At 70.6% G+C, this 13,892-nt stretch carries 14 protein-coding genes; 9 read left to right on the top strand and 5 right to left on the bottom strand.

Features of this window, described 5'->3' with window-relative positions:
* A complete protein-coding gene (locus FXF51_RS30150) occupies positions 1 to 1,611 on the top strand; it encodes a M48 family metallopeptidase (RefSeq protein ID WP_262379929.1) in 1,611 nt (536 codons plus the stop codon).
* Positions 1,608 to 2,717 carry a glycosyltransferase family 4 protein gene (locus FXF51_RS30155; RefSeq protein WP_262379930.1) on the top strand — a complete coding sequence of 370 codons (1,110 nt, stop codon included), beginning with the start codon at positions 1,608 to 1,610 and terminating at the stop codon, positions 2,715 to 2,717. Before FXF51_RS30150 ends, FXF51_RS30155 begins: the two co-directional genes overlap by 4 nt.
* Here the strand turns inward: FXF51_RS30155 and FXF51_RS30160 are convergent, their stop codons facing one another.
* From FXF51_RS30160 to FXF51_RS30175, 4 genes are all read right to left on the bottom strand, one after another.
* On the bottom strand, positions 2,718 to 3,635 hold the full coding sequence (locus FXF51_RS30160) for a carbohydrate ABC transporter permease (protein WP_148438065.1): 918 nt from the start codon (positions 3,633 to 3,635) through the stop codon (positions 2,718 to 2,720). It abuts the gene before it with no gap.
* Positions 3,632 to 4,504: a carbohydrate ABC transporter permease gene (locus FXF51_RS30165; RefSeq protein ID WP_148438066.1), complete on the bottom strand. Its 873-nt coding sequence runs from the start codon at positions 4,502 to 4,504 to the stop codon at positions 3,632 to 3,634. The genes FXF51_RS30160 and FXF51_RS30165 overlap by 4 nt, the downstream gene beginning before the upstream one ends.
* Positions 4,504 to 5,793, bottom strand: coding sequence for an ABC transporter substrate-binding protein (locus FXF51_RS30170; RefSeq protein WP_148438067.1), 1,290 nt, complete (start codon positions 5,791 to 5,793; stop codon positions 4,504 to 4,506). Before FXF51_RS30170 ends, FXF51_RS30165 begins: the two co-directional genes overlap by 1 nt.
* Before the next feature lie 413 nt (positions 5,794 to 6,206).
* Complete coding sequence (locus tag FXF51_RS30175) at positions 6,207 to 6,593, bottom strand: hypothetical protein (RefSeq protein WP_148438068.1); 387 nt, start codon at positions 6,591 to 6,593, stop codon at positions 6,207 to 6,209.
* A gap of 252 nt (positions 6,594 to 6,845) precedes the next feature.
* On the opposite strand from FXF51_RS30175, the gene FXF51_RS30180 reads away from it, so the two are divergent.
* Positions 6,846 to 7,211, top strand: coding sequence for a MerR family transcriptional regulator (locus tag FXF51_RS30180; RefSeq protein WP_148438069.1), 366 nt, complete (start codon positions 6,846 to 6,848; stop codon positions 7,209 to 7,211).
* Positions 7,212 to 7,310: 99 nt separating this feature from the next.
* Here the strand turns inward: FXF51_RS30180 and FXF51_RS30185 are convergent, their stop codons facing one another.
* A complete protein-coding gene (locus FXF51_RS30185) occupies positions 7,311 to 9,059 on the bottom strand; it encodes an AMP-dependent synthetase/ligase (RefSeq protein WP_148438070.1) in 1,749 nt (582 codons plus the stop codon).
* Positions 9,060 to 9,223: 164 nt separating this feature from the next.
* On the opposite strand from FXF51_RS30185, the gene FXF51_RS30190 reads away from it, so the two are divergent.
* Genes FXF51_RS30190 through FXF51_RS30215 form a run of 6 tightly spaced genes read left to right on the top strand, consistent with a single transcriptional unit; the run spans position 9,224 to position 13,826 of the window.
* On the top strand, positions 9,224 to 9,991 hold the full coding sequence (locus FXF51_RS30190; RefSeq protein ID WP_148438071.1) for a metallophosphoesterase: 768 nt from the start codon (positions 9,224 to 9,226) through the stop codon (positions 9,989 to 9,991).
* Positions 9,992 to 10,051: 60 nt separating this feature from the next.
* Positions 10,052 to 10,486 (top strand): SRPBCC family protein, encoded by a 435-nt coding sequence (locus FXF51_RS30195; protein WP_148438072.1) that lies wholly within the window; start codon positions 10,052 to 10,054, stop codon positions 10,484 to 10,486.
* 1 nt (position 10,487) lies between these two features.
* Entirely contained in the window at positions 10,488 to 11,696 is a 1,209-nt protein-coding gene (locus FXF51_RS30200) for an ArsA family ATPase (protein WP_148438073.1), read from the top strand.
* Positions 11,697 to 11,744: 48 nt separating this feature from the next.
* The gene (locus FXF51_RS30205) at positions 11,745 to 12,161 is read left to right on the top strand and encodes a DUF5304 family protein (RefSeq protein WP_148438074.1); all 417 of its coding nucleotides are present in this window, start codon (positions 11,745 to 11,747) and stop codon (positions 12,159 to 12,161) included.
* Between the two features lie 13 nt (positions 12,162 to 12,174).
* Positions 12,175 to 13,107 carry an ROK family glucokinase gene (locus tag FXF51_RS30210; protein WP_148438075.1) on the top strand — a complete coding sequence of 311 codons (933 nt, stop codon included), beginning with the start codon at positions 12,175 to 12,177 and terminating at the stop codon, positions 13,105 to 13,107.
* Positions 13,108 to 13,130: 23 nt separating this feature from the next.
* Positions 13,131 to 13,826: an endonuclease/exonuclease/phosphatase family protein gene (locus tag FXF51_RS30215; protein ID WP_148438076.1), complete on the top strand. Its 696-nt coding sequence runs from the start codon at positions 13,131 to 13,133 to the stop codon at positions 13,824 to 13,826.
* The last annotated feature ends 66 nt before the right edge of the window (positions 13,827 to 13,892 follow it).

Below are 13,892 nucleotides of genomic sequence, written 5' to 3' on the forward strand. Positions count from 1 at the left end.
ATGAGCGATCGAGAAGACATCGGCGACGCGACACGGGAAGAGGAGGTGACGGACGGAGCGATGGCCGCCGTCGGCGCGGCCGGCCATCCGGACGAGGACGCGGCAGGCGGCGAGCGCGCCGGCCCCTGGGAGCCGGCAGCGGTGCCGGAGGCGGCGCTTCACCCGGAGACGGTGGCATCGGGAGGCCGGGCCGAGGGGGAGCGCAGGGAGGAGGCGGCGGAATCGGAGGACGCCGCCGCCCAGCCTGTGCAAGGCGCCGCCCAGCCTGTGCAAGGTGCCGCTCAGCCCGTACCGACGGCTCAAGCAGACGACGCGGACGGTCCCGCGCCAGGGCATCGTGAAGAGGTGCCCGTGACAGGAACAGCCCCGCAGGACGCCGCGCCCGCGCGCCCGGCGGCCATCGCGCTGATCCTCCTGGGCCTGGTGATCCTGGCCGTGACCGCGTTCAGCACCCCCTGGCAGGTCCTGTCCGGCGGCCCGCCCGACCCGGCGCGCGACTTCAGCGCCGCGCAGCTCGCCAGGGCGCGGGCGTTCGACGCGGCCACCACCCTGCCGAGCTACATCGCGCTCGCTCTCACGATCATCATCGCGGGGATCCTGGTCGCCACCCCGTTCAGCGCCAGGGTGCTGGGCAGGCTGAAGGGCCCGTGGTGGGTGCGGGTCATCCTCGGCGCGCTGGTGATCACCGCGCTGGTCGAGCTGGTCAGGTGGCCGCTCGGCATCTGGGTCGAGACGATCCTGCGCGACTACGGCCTGTCCACGCAGGACTGGGCCGCCTGGGCGGGCGACCGGCTGAAGAACCTCGGCGTGGAGGCGGTGCTGCTCTGCGTCATGCTGCTGGCCCTGGTGGCGCTGGCGCGCAAGGTGAAGCGCTGGTGGATCCCGGCCGCGGTGGGCGCGTTCGCGCTGACGGTGGTGACGTCGTTCGTCTATCCGGTGGTGTTCGAGCCGCTGTTCAACGACTTCTCCTCCATGCGGGAGGGGCCGCTGCGCACGAACCTGCTGGAGATGGCCGAGCGTGACGGCGTGCCGGTCGAGGACGTGCTGGTCGCCGACGCCTCGCGGCGTACGACGGCGCTCAACGCGTACGTGTCGGGCTTCGGCGCCACGCGCCGCATCGTCGTCTACGACACACTGCTGCAGGCTCCGCAGCGGGAGGTCGAGCTGGTCGTGGCGCACGAGCTGGGGCACGCCAAGCACGACGACGTGCTGTACGGCACGCTGGTCGGCGCGCTGGGCGCGGCCTTCGGCGCGATCGCGCTGTTCCTGGTCCTCAGGCCGCTGCGGCGGCGCACCGGGGTCGCCTCGATGGCCGATCCGCGGGCGGTCGGCGTGGTCATGGGTCTCATGACGTTCGGCTCGCTGATCATGGGCCCCGCGCAGAACGTGATCAGCCGTCACATCGAGGCCAGGGCGGACGTGCACGCGCTGGACCTGACCGGCGATCCGGCCATGTTCATCGCGATGCAGAAACGGCTCGCCATAACGAATATTTCCGACTTGTCGCCGGATGCGGTGGAATATGTCCTCTATGCCTCCCATCCCTCCGGCCCCGAGCGCATCGCGATGGCTCGCGCATGGGCGAAGCTGAACGGCGTCCCCGAGCCGTGACCCCACCCGTGCGCCCGGCCGACGGCGGCGTGCTCATCGTGACGAACGACTTCCCGCCCAGGCCGGGCGGCATCCAGTCGTTCGTCCACGGGCTCGCGCTGCGCACGCCGGGCGTCACGGTGTACGCCCCCGCCTGGCCGGGAGCAGAGGAGTTCGACCGGCGTCAGCCGTTCAGAGTCGTGCGGCACCCGACGCGGCTCATGCTGCCCACCCCGGCCGTCGCGCGCACGGCGGCCGGGCTGGTGGCCGGGCACGGCGTCAGGACCGTGGTGTTCGGCGCGGCGGCGCCGCTGGGGCTGCTCGCGCCGCGCCTGCGCCGGGCGGGCGCGCGGCGGATGGTGATGCTCACCCACGGCCACGAGGCGTCGTGGGCGAGCTCACCCGGCTTCCGCGCGGTGCTGCGCAGGATCGGCGGGCACGCCGACGTGGTGACCTATCTGGGCGAGTACACGCGTCAGCGGCTGGCCTCCGTCATCCCGGCGGGCAAGCTCGTCCGGCTCGCGCCCGGCGTGGACGTCGCCCAGTTCCATCCCGCGACGGCCGGGGCCGAGCTGGGCCTGGCCGGGCGGCCGGTCGTCGTGTGCGTGTCACGGCTGGTGCCGCGCAAGGGCCAGGACCAGCTCATCAGGGCCTGGCCCCAGGTGCTGCGCTCGGTGCCCGAGGCGGTGCTGCTGCTGGTGGGCGGCGGCCCGTACCGTAAGAAACTGGAGCGGCTGGCGGGCGGGCACGAGTCGATCAGGTTCACCGGCACCGTGCCGGCGGCCGAGCTGCCGGGCTACTACGCGGCGGCGGACGTGTTCGCGATGCCGTGCCGCACCCGGCTCAAGGGGGTGGACGTGGAAGGGCTCGGGATCGTGTTCCTGGAGGCGTCCGCGACCGGCCTGCCGGTGGTGGCGGGCGCGTCCGGCGGCGCGCCCGACGCGGTCAGGCCGGGCGAGACCGGCCTGGTCGTGAACGGCGAGGACGCCGGCGAGGTGGCGCAGGCCATCGTCGAGCTGCTCACCGACCCCGACAAGTGCCGCAAGATGGGCGCGGCCGGCCGCGACTGGATCGCCCGCGAATGGGCGTGGGACCAGGTGGCCGCCCGCTTCCGCCAACTGCTGTAGCTAGCCCTTCGTGGAGCCGAGCGTGAGCCCGGCCACGAACTGCTTGTGCAGGAGCTGGAAGACGATCAGCGTCGGCAACGCCACCAGCATCGAGCCGGCGGCCAGCAGGTTGTAGTCGGTGAAGAACTGGCCGCGCAGGTTGTTCAGCGCCGAGGTGACGGGCAGCTTGTCGCCCGACGACATCAGCACCAGCGCCCACAGGAAGTCGTTGTACATCCAGGTGAACTGCAGCGTGGCCAGCGCCGCCAGCACCGGCCGGCACAGCGGCATGGTCAGCCGCCAGTACCGCTTCCACACCCCCGCCCCGTCCACCAGCGCCGCCTCGTTGATCTCCTCGGGGATGGTGCTCATGAAGTTCGCCAGCACGAAGACGCAGAAGCCGAACTGGAACGCCACGTGGATGAGGATCAGCCCCAGGTGGGAGTCGTAGAGCGACTGCGAGTCCGACAGCCACGCCGGCAGCGGGACGAGCGTGTAGAGCGTGTACAGCGGGGTGATGAGCACCTGCGGCGGCAGCAGGTTGCCCGCGGTGAACACGATCAGCAGCGTCCTGCGGCCAGGGATGCGCAGCCGCGCGATCGTGAACGCCGTGAACGAGGCCAGCAGCAGCACCACCGCCACCGCGGGCAGCACGATGATCAACGTGTTGAGGTAGTAGCGGGGCAGCTCGGCCTGCGTCCACGCCTGTGCGTAGTAGTCGAGCGTGAGGTGCTCGGGCCGCGAGACGTACCCGAGGCGGGCGGTCTCCTCGTACGGGCGCAGCGACGCGTACACGGCCAGCAGGAGCGGCAGCAGCCAGCCCAGCGCCACCAGCACGAGGAAGGCGTGCAGCAGGACCCGCAGCGGCCGCACCGGGCGCCGCCCAGGCGCGCGCCGCGCCTGGGCGGGGGGAGCGGACGCGGGAGCGGTGAGGGTCATCGCTGCTCCCTGAACATCTGCGACAGGTACGCGATGATGAACCCCATCGAGATCACCAGCAGGATCACCGCGATCGCCGAGCCGAACCCGATCCTGCTGGCCTCGCCCACAATGTTCTCGGTGACCAGCACCGACAGCAGCTCCAGCCCGTTCCTGCCCTTGTTGATGGCGTAGACGATGTCGAACGCCCGCAGCGCCTCGATCACCGTGATGACCAGCACGATCACGTTGACCGGCCGCAGCGTCGGGAACACCACCCGGAAGAACGCCTGCCGCTCGTTGGCCCCGTCGATGGCCGCCGCCTCCTTGAGCGCCGGATCGACCGCCTTGAGCCCCGCCAGATAGATGATCATGACGTACCCGGCGTGCCGCCAGCCCGCCGCCACCATGACGACCCAGACGTTGATCGAGCTGTCGCCGAGCCAGTCCACGCTCAGCCCGGTCACCGCGTTCAGCACGCCGTAGTCGGAGGAGTAGACGAGCTGGGCGATGAAGCCCACCACGGCCAGCGACAGCACGACCGGCATGTAAAGGGCGCTCTGGTAGAAGCGCGACAGCCGCAGCCGCCGGTCCAGCAGCACCGCGCAGAACAGCCCGAACGGCGTCGCGACCAGCCCGAGGAAGCCCAGCCACAACACGTTGTTGCGGACCGCCGACCAGAACGGCGGATACTCGGCCGACAGGTCGTGGTAGTTCTGCCCGCCCATCCACTCGATGGGCCCGATGCCGTTCCAGTCGGTGCCGGACAGCCAGACGGAGGCCAGCGTGGGCCCCCAGATGACGCTCACGTTCACGGCGATGGCCACCCCCAGCCCGATGACCAGGACGGTCACGTCGCGGGCGGAGTAGCGACGGGTCTTGACGGCCATCAGCGGAAGATGTTCGCCTTCTGCTTCTCGATGCTCACCAGCAGGGGGTCGATCTCGTCCGGCTCGCTGACGAACGACTGCAGCGACGGGATCATCACCGTGGAGGCGAAGTCGGGCCGCGTGTCACGGTCGAGGAACTGCGCGATGTGCGTGGCCTTGGACACCAGCTCCGCGCCGCGCTTCTGCAGCGCGCTGTAGCCGGAGGTGTCGGCCTTCGAGCCCGCCGCCAGCGTGCCGGGGTCCAGCTCGGTGGCGACGTCCTGCGAGGACGGCTGCGCGAAGTGCTTGAGCAGCGCCTTGGCGCCCGCCACGTTCTTGGCCTTGGCCGAGATCATGTAGCCGTCGATGGGGGCGTCGATCGAGTCCGTCCCGTAGGTCGGGTTGATCTCCGGGAAGGTGAAGAAGTCGAGGTCGTCGCGGTCGGCCTCGGGGAACTGCTGGGCGACGAACATGCCGAGCAGGTACATCCCGGTCTTCTTCTGCGCCAGCGACTGCCCGGCCTCCTGCCACGTCCGGCCCAGCGCGGCGGGCTGGTGGTACTGCATCAGCCCCCGCCAGGTCTCGAACACCTGCTTGACCTTCGGATCCGTCCACGACTCCTTGCCGGCCATGAGCGAGATGTGGAAGTCGTAGCCGTTCGTCCGCAGGTTGAGGATGTCGAACGTGCCCATCGCCGGCCAGCCGTCCTTGTCGGCGAACGCGATCGGGATCAGCCCGTCGGCCTTCATCTTCCCGGCCAGCGCGGTGAACTCGTCCAGCGTGGCCGGCGGCTCGTAGCCCCTCTCCTGCCAGAGGCTCTTGCGATAGAAGACCGCCCACGGATAGTAGGTGAACGGGATGAAGTACTGCTTGCCGTCCACGCCGGTCGATTGGTCCTTGAACGCCTGCGTGTAGTTCCCGCCGATCTCCTGCCAGACGTCGGAGATGTCCACGGCCAGCCCCTGCTCGGCGAAGAACTGCATGCGGTAACCCGCGAACCAGGTGAACACGTCGTCGGGCGTGCCCCGCAGGTAACGGTTGATGTTCTCCTGGAACGTGTTGTGGTCGACTGTGTTGATCTTGGTCGTGGCCTGTGTGAAGCTCTTCACCACCGTCTCAAGGGTCTTCTTCGGGATCTCGTCGGAGGCGTTCGAGCCGATCGTGACCGTGCCCAGCTTCGCGCCCGGCCCGCCGCCTGGCGCGGGCGCCGGCTCGCCGGAACCGCATCCGGCCAGAACCGCCGGGACGCCGAACGCGGCGGCGGTGCCGAGCAGAAGATGGCGGCGTGAGATCGGCGGTCGTTGGTTCATGGTGGGTTCCTCCTTGCCGGACCCGTCAGAATCCCCCGAGTTCGCTCACCTTCCCTCATCGAAAAGCCAACATTTCGGACTGTCAACGCTCGAATCCAAGCCTCCACCGGTTCGCGACCTAGCCTGGCGGTATGAGCTCGACGCGGCGCAGCGTCGCCGAAGCCGCCGAGTTGGTCTGGCGCGCCGGCCCGTTACGGGCGGTGTGCTACGCGTCCGTCACCCTGGTCCAGGCTGGCCTGCCCTTCGCCGTTGGTGGAACTGGGCGGGCATGAGGAGCTGATGGCCGCCGAGGGGCGTATGCGCGGATGTTTCGCGTTCAGGTGAGCGGCTACCAGGGGCACTCACCCGCGGGCGGAGTGGCGGAAGACGGCCCGTGACGTGGTGCCGTCTTCCTTGAGCGGCGGCGCCTGGAGTCAGTTGACGTCGAGGTTGCGCTGGATGGAGACGAGGACGCCCAGCATCTCCTGCTGGAGGGTCAGCATGGACTTCTGTGAGGACTCCAGGGTGTCGAACCGCTTGTCGACCGCGTCGAACTTGGCTTCGAACTTCGTCTCCATCGCCTCGAACCGCTTGTCGACCGCGTCGAACCTGGCCTCGACCTTCGTCTCCATCGCGTCGAGCCGCTTGTCTACCGCGTCGAACCTGGCCTCGACCCTGCTGTCCAGCTTCTTGACCCGGTTGGCGACGTCGTTGATGCGCTCGGTCAGATCCTGAGCCAGCTCGATCTGATTTGCCCTGATCTGCACCAGCTCGTTGTGGATCTTGGTGGCGAACTCAGTCCCGGAGTCCTTGATGGTCATGGAAACATCCCCTAACGTTGGGTGAGGGACCGGGGATATTCCGCATTCCCGGTCCCGTTCTTTGCCCCGACAATACCCCGGAATTGACCGCCTGTAAGCAGGAATCGAAAGAAGATTCCCCAGTTCAAGCGGCATAAATGAGGCCCAATTCGGAATAATCCTCTTATTCTCTTAAGGGGCGCGGCGGCCCCTCCGCGCGGTAAGGTGATCACCGAGAGAAAAAAGGCCGATTTGTGCCGAGAGGGGCGTCACATGAGGATCGGGGCGTTGTCGCGTGAGACCGGGGTCAGCCCCCGCCTGCTGCGTTACTACGAGGAGCAGGGCCTGCTGGCCTCGCACCGCGGCGAGGGCGGCCACCGCCGCTACGACGCGGACGCCCCCGTAGTCGTCCGCCGCATCCGCACGCTGCTCGCCGCCGGCCTGCCGACCAAGGTCATCAAGGACGTGCTGCCGTGCGCGTCCGGCTCGGGCGAGGTCCTGGACGCCTGCACGCTGGGCCACCTGCGCGACCGGCTGTCGGGCCTGGAGGAGCAGCTCGCCGAGCTGCAGGCGACCCGGGACAGCCTGGCCGCGCTCGTGGCGACCACGGAAGAGGCGACGAACCAGAAGGCCGCCTGAGGACGGACGAAGCAGAAGGCCGCCTGAGGACGGACGAAGCAGAAGGCCGCCTGAGGACGGAAGAACCGGGTTCGGCGAGGCGGGCCACCACCTGTGGGCTCAGTGCCCGCCGTAGAGCTCGTCGATCTCCTTGGCGAAGTCCCGCATCACCAGGTTCCGCTTGATCTTGAGCGTGGGCGTGAGATGCCCGCTCTCCTCGGTGATGTCCGCGTCCAGGATCACGAACTTCTTGATCTGCTCAGCCTTGGACACCGTCAGGTTGGCCCGATCCACCGCCCCCTGGATCTCGGCCTGCACCTGGGGATCGCCGCGCAGCTCCGCCATCTTGGCCCCGGCGGGGACGGCCTCCGGGTCGAGCGTGATCAGGGCCGCGACGAACGGCCGCCCGTCGCCCACCACCATGGCCTGGGACACCAGCGGGTGCGCCCGCAGTGCGTCCTCCAGCGGCCCCGGGGCGACGTTCTTGCCCGCCGCCGTCACCAGGATCTCCTTCTTGCGCCCGGTGATCCGCAGGTAGCCGTCGGAGTCGAGCTCGCCGATGTCGCCGGTGTGGAACCACCCGCCGGCGTCGATCACGTCGCCGGTGGCGGCGTCGTTCTTCCAGTAGCCGGGGAAGACGTTGCGGCCCTTGGCCAGAATCTCGCCGTCGTCGGAGATGTGCAGGGTGACGCCGGGCAGCGGCTTGCCGACGGTGCCGATCTTGTTGGCGCCCGGCATGTTGACGGAGACCGGGGCCGAGGTCTCGGTGAGGCCGTAGCCTTCGAAGACCTCGATGCCGACGCCGCGGAAGAAGTGGCCGAGCCGGTCGCCGAGGGCGGAGCCGCCGCACACCGCCGCCGACAGCCGGCCGCCGGTGGCCGCGCGCAGCTTGGCGTACACGAGCTTGTCGAACACGGCCCGCTGGAGCCGCAGGCCGAGCGGCGCGCCGCCGGAGCTCTCCGCCTTGCTCCAGGCGACGGCCACGTCCACCGCGCGGGCGAAGATCTTGCCCTTGCCGCCCGAGATGGCCTTCTGCTCGGCGCTGTTGTAGACCTTCTCGAACACGCGCGGCACGCCCAGCAGGAACGTCGGCTGGAAGTCCTGGAGGTCGGGGGCGACGTTCTTCATGTTCGGGGTGTGCGCCATGACCGCGCCCGCCTCGAACAGCACGACCTGGATCATGCGCGCGAAGATGTGCGCCAGCGGCAGGAACAGCAGCGCGGCCGGGTCCTTGCGGGCGAACAGCGGCTCCAGCGGCCCGCGCAGCACGTTCAGCGCGGTGAACAGCAGGTTGTCGTGAGTGATGCGGCAGCCCTTGGGGCGGCCCGTGGTGCCCGAGGTGTAGACGACGGTGGCCAGGTCGGCGGAGGTGACGGCCTTCCTGCGCTCGTCGACGTCGGAGGCGGAGACGTCGCCGGTCTCCAGCGTGCCGTCCACCCGCCACAGCGACTTCAGCTCGGGCGCCGCCTCCCTGACGGCCTCCTCGTGCCCGTCGAGCTCGACGAACGCCGCCTTGGCGTCGCTGTCGTGCAGGATCCACCTGACCTGCTCGACGGAGGACGTCTCGTAGATCGGCACGGTCACCGCGCCGACGGCCCAGATGGCGTAGTCGACCAGCGTCCACTCGTAGCGGGTGCGCGACATGAGCGCGACCCGGTCGCCGTGCTCGACGCCCGCCGCGATGAGCCCCTTGGCCACCTCGACCACCTGGTCGCGGAACTCGGCCGCGGTGACGACGGGCCAGCCCGTGCCGACCTTGCGGCGCATCACGACCGCGCCCGGCTCCTGCTCGGCGCGCCGGAAGACGGTGTCGGCCAGGCCAGCGGAGGCGGGCACGTCGACCAGGACGGGGACGCTGTACTCGCGCACGAACTCAACTCCTCTTCGGGGACCGCCTGGACGTTACCGCCTTAAGTTACGCGCCGGTAGCTCCGTCATTGAGGCGTTATGAAGGGCATTTCCCACGCTAGCAGCCACCGCCCGCCCGCACGCGCACCGAGATCGGCCGATCCGGGCGGGCTTAGGATCTCCCCATGAGGGTCCATGTCGTCAGTGATGTCCACGGCAGAGCCGACGCTCTGGCCGGCTCGGCGGAGGGCGCCGACGCGCTGATCTGCCTGGGCGATCTGATCCTGTTCGTCGACTACGACGACCACGCCCAGGGCATCTTCGCCGACCTGTTCGGCGCGCGGAACGCCGCGGAGTTCATCGCGCTGCGCACGGCCAAGCGGTTCGACGAGGCCAGGGCCATGTCGGCGCGGCTGTGGGCGACGCTCGACGGCGATCCGCGCGAGCACATCGAGCGCAACGTGCGCGCCCAGTACGAGGCCCTCTTCGCCGCCATGCCCACCCCGGCCTACCTGACCTACGGCAACGTCGATCTGCCGCGCCTGTGGGCCGACTACCTCAGGCCCGGCCACCAGGTGCTCGACGGCGAGGTGGCGGAGATCGGCGGGCTGCGCTTCGGGTTCGTGGGCGGCGGGCTCAAGACGCCGTACCGCACCCCGCACGAGATCACCGACGAGGAGTACGCCGCCAAGGTCGAGGCGGTCGGCGAGGTGGACGTGCTGTGCTGCCACATCCCGCCCGCGCTGCCCGAGCTGCTGTACGACGTGGTGGCGCGGCGCTTCGAACGCGGCAGCGAGGCGACGCTGGAGGCGATCAGGCGCACCCAGCCGCGTTACGTCCTGTTCGGCCACGTGCACAACCCGCTGCGCGCGCGAGCCCGGGTGGGCCGTACCGAATGTGTGAACGTGGGGCATTTCCGGGGGAAGGGCGTGCCGTACGTCCTCGAATGGTGATCTGACCGCCGTCGTGCAGCGGTCCGCCGCGGTCGGCGGTTTGTGCACTACGGTGGTCGCATGTCTGATCGCACCACTTCGAGCATCACCATCGGCGCCCCGCAGGCCGACGTGATGGCGGTCATCGCGGACTTCCCCTCCTACCCGGAGTGGGCCGGGCAGGTCAAGCGCGCCGAGGTCCTCGACACCGACACCGAGGGCAGGCCGCGGACGGTGCGGTTCGTCCTGGACGCCGGCCCGATCAGCGACACCTACGCCCTCGCCTACACCTGGGAGGGCGACGACGTGCACTGGCAGGTGGCCGAGCCGGGAAAGATGGTCTCCGACCTCCGCGGAAGTTACCGGCTGGCCGGCGCGGGCAGTGGCACCGAGGTGACGTACGAGCTGACGGTCGATCTCAGCGTGCCCATGATCGGCCTGATCAAGCGCAAGGCGGAGAAGGTGATCGTGGACACCGCGCTCAAGGGCCTCAAGAAGCGCGTCGAAGGCCGCTGAGTTGAGCCCGCGGGTCCTGCTGTTCACCGGCAAGGGCGGCGTCGGCAAGACGACGGCCGCCGCGGCCACCGCCACGCTCGCCGCCGGTCGCGGCCTCAAGACGCTCATCATCTCCACCGACACGGCGCACTCCCTGTCCGACGCGCTGGGCGCGGAGCCGGGGGAGATCGCGCCGGGCCTGCACCTGCACCAGGTCGACACGCAGAAGACGCTGGAGCGTCACTGGGGCGAGCTGCAGGACTACGCCAGGGGAGTGCTGGCCGAGCTGGGCCTCGACCAGATCACCTCCGAGGAGATCACCGTCCTGCCGGGCGCCGAGGAGATCATCGCCCTGCTGGAGCTGCGCGAGCACGCCCGCGAGGACCGCTGGGACGTGATCGTCGTCGACTGCGCGCCCACCGCCGAGACGCTGCGCCTGCTGGCCATGCCGGAGGCGCTCGACTGGCACGTCAACCGGCTGATGCCGGTCGGGCGCAAGCTGGTGCGGCTGGTCGCGCCGTTCGTGCGCAGCGTCGCCCGCGTGAGCGCGCCCGGCGAGGACGTGCTGAGCGCGGGCGAGCGCTTCCACCGCGGCCTGATGGAGGTGCGCGAGCTGCTCACCGGCGACCACGCCTCCGTGCGCCTCGTGCTCACGCCGGAGTCCGTGGTGCTCGCCGAGGCCAGGCGCACGCTCACCTCACTCAGCCTGTACGGCTACCGCGTCGACGCCGTCATCGCCAACCGGGTCTTCCCCGACGGCGGCGCCGACGAGTGGCGCGCCGGCTGGGTCGCGGCACAGTCGCGGCTGCTGGCGGAGGCGGAGCAGTCGTTCGCGCCGCTGCCCATCCACGTCGTGCCGTACCTGCCCGCCGAGCCCGTGGGCAGGGACGCCCTGGCCGCCCTGGGCGCCGCGCTGTACGGCGAGGCCGACCCGTTCGCCCCGCACGCCGTCGAGCCGCCGCTGCGGATGAGCGCCGACGAGCTGACCCTGGCCCTGCCCGGCGCCGATCGCGGCGACGTGGACCTGGCCCGCAAGGGCGACGAGCTGATCGTCACCGCCGGGCCGTACCGCAGGATCCTGGCCCTTCCCGTGGCGCTGGCCCGCAGGAGGATCAGCGGCGCGGAGCTGCGTGACGGCGTGCTGCGCGTGCGCTGGGCCATCGACGGGAGCCCGCCCGGAAAGGCGGGGTCTGCACTACCGTTCGACTCGGGGAGCGAATCCGCGACCTGAGGAGTTGAACATGGAGGAGCGAGACCCCACGAGCCAGGGAGGGCCAGGATGACCGAGAGCCAGGACAGAGATCCGCTCGGGACCGTCGCCGACGAGGCGCGCAAGCTGTTCGACTCGATCCAGGGGCGGGCCACCCGCCAGGTCGGCAGGAGTGTGTTCAACTCCTTCACCGGCGGCGGGCGCAGGGAGCGCGACGTCTGGGAGGAGGCCGTCTCCGAGCCCCACGACGAGTACATCTGCCGCGCCTGCCCCGTCTGCCGGGCGATCGCGGCGCAACGCGAGTCGGGCGGCGACGTGACGGGCCACCTCATGGCGGCGGGCGGCGAGCTGTTCGCCGCGTTCAGGGGCGCCCTCGACGTGCTGAGCAGGCCTGCCCCGCGCACCAGCAGGCCGCGCGACGACGACCAGCCTGACACCCGGCGTGACGGCGGGCGCGACGACGTGGAACACATAGATCTGAACTAGGGAGACACGGGGCATGCTCACGATCGGTGTCGACATCGGCGGGACCAAGGTGGCCGCCGGCGTGGTCGACGACAATGGCGAGATCGTCGAACACACGCTGAGGCCCACCGCCGCCGACCGTCCCGACGTGGTCGCCGAGACGGTGGCCGACGTCGTACGCGAGCTGTCCGGAGACAGGACGATCGAGGCCGTCGGGGTCGGCGCGGCGGGCTTCGTGGACGAGACCAGGTCCGTCGTCCGCTTCGCCCCGAACCTCGCCTGGCGCGAGGAGCCGCTGCAGAAGAAGATCAGCGACCTGGTCGGCCTGCCGGTCGTCATCGAGAACGACGCCAACGCCATGGCGTGGGGCGAGACCAGGTTCGGCGCGGGCAGGGGCCAGTCGCACGTGGTCTGCCTGACGCTCGGCACCGGCATCGGCGGCGGCATCGTCATCGACGGCGCGCTCTACCGCGGCCGCTGGGGCATGGGCGCCGAGCTGGGGCACATGCAGGTCCTGCCCGGCGGGCGGCAGTGCGGGTGCGGCAACATCGGCTGCTGGGAGCAGTACGCCAGCGGCCAGGCCCTGGTCAAGGAGGCCAGGGAGATCGCCGAGGCGCACCCCGAGCGGGCCGCCACGCTGCTGGGGCTGGCCGGCGGCAAGATCGAGGGCGAGGAGGTGACCGAGGCCGCCCGGCTGGGCGACGAGGCCTCGCTGGACGCCTTCCGCAACCTGGCCGACTGGCTCGGGCAGGGCATGGCCGACCTGGCCGCCGTGCTCGACCCCGGCTGCTTCATCGTCGGCGGCGGCGTCTCCAGGGCCGCCGACCTGTTCATCGACCGGGCCAGGCAGGCGTTCGCCGAGCGGCTCACCGGGCACGGGCACCGGCCGTTCGCCGAGATCAGACTGGCCGAGCTGGGCGCCTCCGCCGGCGTCGTGGGAGCGGCCGACCTGGCCAGGCAGCGCTGAGCGCCGTACCCGACGTTCACGGCATGACGATCAGGGTCGGCACGTACAACCTGCACGGGCTGCGCGACAGCGTGCCCGCGCTGACCAGGGTCATCGCCGCCGCGCGCGCCGACGTGCTGTGCGTGCAGGAGGCGCCCAGGTTCGGCCGCTGGCGGGCCAGGCGCGCGGCGCTGGCCGCCGCGGCGGGCCTCGCGGTCGCCACGCCGGGCAGGGTCGGCGGGGTGGCCGTGCTCGTCGGCCGGCGCGCCCGCGTGCTGCACGCCGAGAGCCACGCGTTGCGCGGCTTCCTCGGCCTGGAACGGCGGGCGCTGGCCGTCGCCGTGGTGCAGGCCGAGGGGGCGCGGCTGGCCGTCGGCTCGCTGCACCTCGACCTCGACGACCCGGCCAGGATGCACCACGCCGCCGAGGCAGTGGCGCTGATGGAGGACGTGGCGGCCAGGCACGGCGCCGCCATCGTGCTGGCCGGCGACGTCAACGAGCATCCTCACCGGCCCGCCTGGCGCTACCTGGCCGGACGGCTGGCCGACTGTTACGCCGTGGCGCCCGAGGGCGACGGGCTGACGTTCCCCGCCGCGGGGCCGTCCGCCCGCATCGACGGGGTGTTCGCCGCGCGCGAGGCGCGTGTCGTGTCGTGCGGGGGAGTGGACGCCGCGATCGCCGATCTCACCGGGGCCAGCGACCATCTCCCAGTCGTCGCAGAGTTGCGAGTTGGGCACTAGCGGGCAAGACAGGCCCTCCAGCCCGTAGCATTTCCTCATGACTCGTCGCTCTCAGCGGCGTGCGCT

Source organism: Nonomuraea sp. PA05 (assembly GCF_008086045.1).
GTDB lineage: Bacteria > Actinomycetota > Actinomycetes > Streptosporangiales > Streptosporangiaceae > Nonomuraea > Nonomuraea monospora.

Excerpts from the sequence above, each read along its gene's own strand:
- FXF51_RS30150 (WP_262379929.1), top strand. The coding sequence starts at position 1 with ATGAGCGATCGAGAAGACATCGGCGACGCGACACGGGAAGAGGAGGTG.
- FXF51_RS30160 (WP_148438065.1), bottom strand. The coding sequence starts at position 3,635 with ATGACCCTCACCGCTCCCGCGTCCGCTCCCCCCGCCCAGGCGCGGCGC.
- FXF51_RS30165 (WP_148438066.1), bottom strand. The coding sequence starts at position 4,504 with ATGGCCGTCAAGACCCGTCGCTACTCCGCCCGCGACGTGACCGTCCTG.
- FXF51_RS30170 (WP_148438067.1), bottom strand. The coding sequence starts at position 5,793 with ATGAACCAACGACCGCCGATCTCACGCCGCCATCTTCTGCTCGGCACC.
- FXF51_RS30175 (WP_148438068.1), bottom strand. The coding sequence starts at position 6,593 with ATGACCATCAAGGACTCCGGGACTGAGTTCGCCACCAAGATCCACAAC.
- FXF51_RS30180 (WP_148438069.1), top strand. The coding sequence starts at position 6,846 with ATGAGGATCGGGGCGTTGTCGCGTGAGACCGGGGTCAGCCCCCGCCTG.
- FXF51_RS30190 (WP_148438071.1), top strand. The coding sequence starts at position 9,224 with ATGAGGGTCCATGTCGTCAGTGATGTCCACGGCAGAGCCGACGCTCTG.
- FXF51_RS30195 (WP_148438072.1), top strand. The coding sequence starts at position 10,052 with ATGTCTGATCGCACCACTTCGAGCATCACCATCGGCGCCCCGCAGGCC.
- FXF51_RS30205 (WP_148438074.1), top strand. The coding sequence starts at position 11,745 with ATGACCGAGAGCCAGGACAGAGATCCGCTCGGGACCGTCGCCGACGAG.
- FXF51_RS30210 (WP_148438075.1), top strand. The coding sequence starts at position 12,175 with ATGCTCACGATCGGTGTCGACATCGGCGGGACCAAGGTGGCCGCCGGC.
- FXF51_RS30215 (WP_148438076.1), top strand. The coding sequence starts at position 13,131 with ATGACGATCAGGGTCGGCACGTACAACCTGCACGGGCTGCGCGACAGC.